Genomic DNA, 4,782 nt, shown 5'->3' with positions numbered 1-4,782 from the left:
CACTCCCGGTATCGACGATGCGCGCTCGGCATGTGTTCCGTCAGGGTGCTGGGTTGATGACGATCCCGCCCACGTGGATGACCGGACATCGAAATTCGGACACTCTCCTTTTGTCCAACTGCACGAGAAAGCGACACGTCGTGTTGCTGGTGACTTCCTGCGCGCCCTCGCCGCAGCCGTTCCCTATCGCATCCATACCGTGCTGACCGATAATGGCACGCATTCCACCGATCCCGCACGACATGGACAGGAACCCTCACCATGCCACAGCCCGTTGTCGGCTGCGTAACCGCCCGGTGAGTCTTTCGATTACCCACAAGTCTGACCATTTCTGCTCCGATCCTGAAGTCGTTCAGGCGCGACAAGCCACGCCAGATGACGATGTTACCCGGCGGTGGATCGCTGTCGTCGGGGCGCTCCCGTGGTGAACCTGGCCCATAGCGCATCCTTCCATTCCAGCGAGAAGAATGCACCATCAAACCATGGGACTAAACAACTGGTCGGTTCAACGAATTTGAAGCAGGCTGGCGACAGTCGCCCTCATGTCAGTCGCGGCTAAAATTCGACCTCCGTTCTGGCGCAGGCGACTGCGCCGGAACGGAGGCATGGAAAAGGCTTTCGACATTCACTCGGTATCATGGACGATCCGTTCGGTCGGCGTCGCAGAATCTCCGATGCGCGAACGATCCTGAGACTATCCGGTGATGAGTCGTTTCCAGAGCCGGGGAAGTGATCGGTGTTCCGAATGTGCCGTTCGTTCAACTGGAAAGCGTCGATCCAATCGCAACATTGAAGATCCCGTATATCCAGAAAAGATAGGCAATGTAGAGCGCGATCATGATAGCAACCCAATGGGTCAGATGCTTGTGCTTCTCAGCTTCCGTCTTACGCGGACGGCCGCGCCTGCGTTTCACCTTCTCGGCTTCGAGCATCGTCGGTTGGGACTGGATCGTCCGGGTCGCGATGTAAGCATCCAACTGCGCGATCGTGAAGCTTCGGTCACGCTTGCCATAGGTCACAGAGGCCGCCGGCCCGCGGCCCTGACTGAGTAGATTGCGAAATGTGCCATAGCTCAGGCCTAAATAGGTCGCTGCATCCTTGCATCGGAGCACGACTGGCCTAATCGGAAGTTTTGACACGCTCAGAGCCTCTTTATTGGCTTTTTGAAGATTTACGACATCGAAGGTTAAAAATCTCCAATTTTCAGAATAGAAAGAAACCCTCCTGTCGGCAATCTTCTTTCGGCGTTTCAGGCCTGCTTCGGCTCCGGCTATTCATCGGCGTCGCCATAGATGATCCCCAGAAGACGCGCCCGCTCGGCGGCATCATTGGCAAGCTGCGTCATGATCGGTTGGTAATAGCGGTCAAGCGACTTGAGATCCCGGTGCCCCGTTACGCGGCACAGATCCATCGGATTGGGAAACAGCCGCGCCAGCCGGCTCGTTGCCTCATGCCTGAGGTCATGGAAGGTCAGGTTCGTCAGGCCGGCCTTCCTGACCGCCCGACCGTAGCGCACGGAGAAGGCGTCTTCCCCGCCGATATCGAAGATCGGGGCGTCCGGATCAGGCTGCTCCGTCATCGCCGAGCATTTATTCTTCAGGAGGGCGAGAGTACCGGGCATGAGCGGCCTGATCTCCGGGCCGAGTTCCTCCCGATGCTTGTCGTTCTTCGGACGGGCGACCGAGATGGTCTTCCTGTCGAAATCGACATCCCGCCAACGAAGCATGGCGGCTTCTCCCCGCCGCGTCGCCTGCTCGATGGCCCAGCGGACGAACCAGACATCGTCCGGGTGGCTCTCCGAGGTGACCACAGCGAGGAGGCGGTCATATTCACTCAGAGGTCCATCTGGTCCCTCATTGACAGTTGCGCTCTCTTCCAACCGGCGATTGCGCTTCCTGTCCGCGCCCGCCGGGCGTTTCACGAGCCGCCCCGAGGCAGGGTTCTGCGTCAGGGGAACGTCCCATTCGCTCATGGCGTGCTGGAAGATGGAGGCCAACAGGTTGAGACGCTTGACGACCGTGGCAGGAGCGAACTTATCGCCCTGCCGGTCGCGCTCGCGATGTGCCATGCAGTCGTCGCGATAGCGTTCGATCAGTGCCCGCAGCACCATGCCGTCGAGGGCACGGTCATCGACGGCCCGGCCTTCGCGGATTTTGACGGAAGCCTCTTCGAGCCACGCCCGGGCAAGACGCGCGTTCTCGAAGGTGCGGGTGACGCGGTGGCCGTGGACGAGCTTGCGCGCCCGATACTGCTTCGGCCCCCGATAGAGCACGCCCTGGGGCAGGGGCTTTCCGGTTGCCGGGTCCTTGAGATTTTCGTCTGCCTTGAGTCTCGCCATGATGGCTTCCTCCGCCTGAGCCGAGAAAGCGATTGGACCAAAATTGGACCACAAATGCGAGATTTTTATCGCCTGCTTAGCGCCGAAGTGGGCCTAACCCACTGATATCACGTAACTAAAAAATTGGCGTCCCGTACGGGATTCGAACCCGTGTTACCGCCGTGAAAGGGCAAAAATACATCAGGATCATATCGGAGATTTCTTTTTAACATACTGATGAATATGTATTATTTATGTCACCCGAAGGCACCCTTTGTCACCCTAAATCTTCCTCTCTGTGGTGCAAAAATGGTGCATGAATCCGCCATGCCAAGGCGCTTTCTTCCGCTGGGGCAATGCCCGCTCCAAGGGACGCGAACCTCGGTCGGGGGGTTACGCGAAACTCTCCAGACGTTTGGCAATCACGGCAAGCATTCTGCTCGCGGCGTCGCTCCCTGCCGCGCTTGCGGAGACGATCGCTGGAAGCTCAACCTTATCCAGCGCGCTCCGCAAATCTTCCACCACGCTGCCGATCACCGTGTCAGCGTCGGATGCCCTGATCCCGGCCGTTGCCGCGAACACTTTGAAATCCACCCGGCGCAGACGGTCGTCCTTACCGTTGATCTTGAGCGCCATTCGGTCTCGCTCCAGTCCTGGGAATACCTGGGTCGTAACAGCATCATAGAGCGGGGCCAAACGGACAGATCCGAAGTAGCCACTCCCGGGATCCGCAACTTTCAATAGCGCGAGATTCTTCAGGTGCATGTCGCCGTCGGCAATCAGCCAGGCGAACAGGGCGCGCTTCAGCAGGAGCAAAGCGTCGTCTTCCGCTGCCGTCGATAGCGGGCGCAACGTGCGGGCAAGCCGCTCCATCGTGCTGTCATATTTGGCCTCTGTCGGCACACCGAGGATCGACGTGAAATCTTCCAATGCAAGCAAACGCTTGTCCGCCGGACCCGTGCGGATATCGAACCGTTCGATCAGGAGAGCGGGCGGCATGTCGTCCGGCATCGGCACCAGGACGTTGGACGGTACGGTGAACCCGATTGCGGAACCGAGCGTCAGCGCCAGCCATTCGATGACAGGCAGGGCCTCAAAGCCGCTGGTTCCGGCTGGTTTCAGGATATGGGTGAATGGCTTGCTGATACTCGGCTCAAGCGTGCCGTTGAGATCGAGTGCCATAGGTGCCTTGATCTGCACGCCCGACAGGCGTGGCGTCTCCGCTCGCGTGAAGATCCGTGCCAGATTACGCTCAAAGTCCGCTTCGAGAGGCCCTCTGCCAGGACCGGCATAATGTCCCGTGAACACGCCGGCATCGGAGAAATCGGCTAGGCGGGTCATGAGGACGTCGGCTGGCAGATCGGCAAGATCGCCGCGCGTCTCGACGATGGTGATGTTCGACATGTACCGTCGGCCCGAACGAAGCAAGACCCGTTCATCCCGATTGTTCAGCACCGCTTCCAGCCACCCCTCCGGCAGAAGAGAGAGGATAAACGGAGGGAGCTTACCGGGTGTGGTCTGACGAATCAGCGGCGGGCCGCCGTCAATCGGCTTCCACCGCCATTCAACTCCGTCATGCGCCAGTTCGCCGATCGGTTTGCCGTGCCAGCCGACAGTCAGCTCGAAGGCCGCCTCGTTTCGCACGGCCACGGTCAGCGGCCGATGCAGCAAGTAACGCTCAGCCTGCTCACCTTCACGGTACCACTGGTTTTCCCGTGCGAGTGTCCATACGGCATCGGCTGCACCCTTGCCGTCGCCATACTCTTCGATCAGACGCTCGGCCAGCGTCATTTTCATAGTGTCGCCGATCGAGGCGGCGTGTTCGCTGCGTCGCCGAAAGGCCTCCAGGAAACGCTGTCGGATCGAGGAGACGTCGATACGAAACTCTCCCATACCTTCGTCGATCGCGGCCGAGACGACCGAAGGATGGGAGGGCGCTTCGTTCTGGACGATTTCGAGAGAACGCAGCCTGGTGCGTTGATTGCGCCGACCGGTGAGATAGAGCCTTCCGTCGCGGGTCGGGCCGAGCAGAATGGCACTGGCAGCCGCTAGATAGGCGCTGGGATATAGGTATTTCGCGATACGCACGGCATGCTTTAATATGACGGTATCAACGTCGTCGGCTGCGTCGACGTAGATTCCGCGCATGATCTGCACAAGTTCGCCTGTTTCCGTCCGGTAATGGCCGCGAGCCTTGTCCAGATTTTCACCGATGAGATACAGACCCATTCCAGAACTTTCCCGCATGTCAGATGCGATAAAGTTATCCCATCTTCCATCTGGTCGCCAGGAAATTAAAACACTCACGCATGTCAAATGCGTGAAAATCAGATTCTTTGGACGGCGATATCCTCTGAGGCGACTAGTTCAGACAAGACCGGCCACTTCACACCGTCTGTCAGATCAACTGTAAATTTCCACACCTGGGAGTTGCACTTTCCGTGTGTGTGTCTGATCAAAAACGT

Annotated in this window: 3 protein-coding genes and 1 pseudogene; 1 reads left to right on the top strand and 3 read right to left on the bottom strand. The window is 58.7% G+C overall.

The window, feature by feature from the left end:
* Positions 1–79 precede the first annotated feature (79 nt).
* A pseudogene (locus EDC31_RS18595) lies at positions 80–256 on the top strand (IS481 family transposase); the annotation flags it as partial.
* A 502-nt stretch (positions 257–758) separates the two neighbouring features.
* On the opposite strand, the gene EDC31_RS17115 reads toward EDC31_RS18595, so the two are convergent.
* The 3 genes from EDC31_RS17115 to EDC31_RS17105 form a co-directional block, all read right to left on the bottom strand.
* On the bottom strand, positions 759–1,019 hold the full coding sequence (locus EDC31_RS17115; RefSeq protein ID WP_132127206.1) for a hypothetical protein: 261 nt from the start codon (positions 1,017–1,019) through the stop codon (positions 759–761).
* Positions 1,020–1,270: 251 nt separating this feature from the next.
* Positions 1,271–2,338, bottom strand: a complete 1,068-nt coding sequence (locus tag EDC31_RS17110) for a site-specific integrase (RefSeq protein WP_042062357.1) — start codon at positions 2,336–2,338, stop codon at positions 1,271–1,273.
* A gap of 372 nt (positions 2,339–2,710) precedes the next feature.
* Positions 2,711–4,546: a type II toxin-antitoxin system HipA family toxin gene (locus tag EDC31_RS17105; RefSeq protein WP_042062125.1), complete on the bottom strand. Its 1,836-nt coding sequence runs from the start codon at positions 4,544–4,546 to the stop codon at positions 2,711–2,713.
* Between the last annotated feature and the right edge of the window lie 236 nt (positions 4,547–4,782).

The organism is Acidomonas methanolica (assembly GCF_004346035.1).
Taxonomy (GTDB): domain Bacteria; phylum Pseudomonadota; class Alphaproteobacteria; order Acetobacterales; family Acetobacteraceae; genus Acidomonas; species Acidomonas methanolica.
Note: the sequence above shows the minus strand (reverse complement) of the source record. Positions and strands in the feature narration are given on the sequence as shown.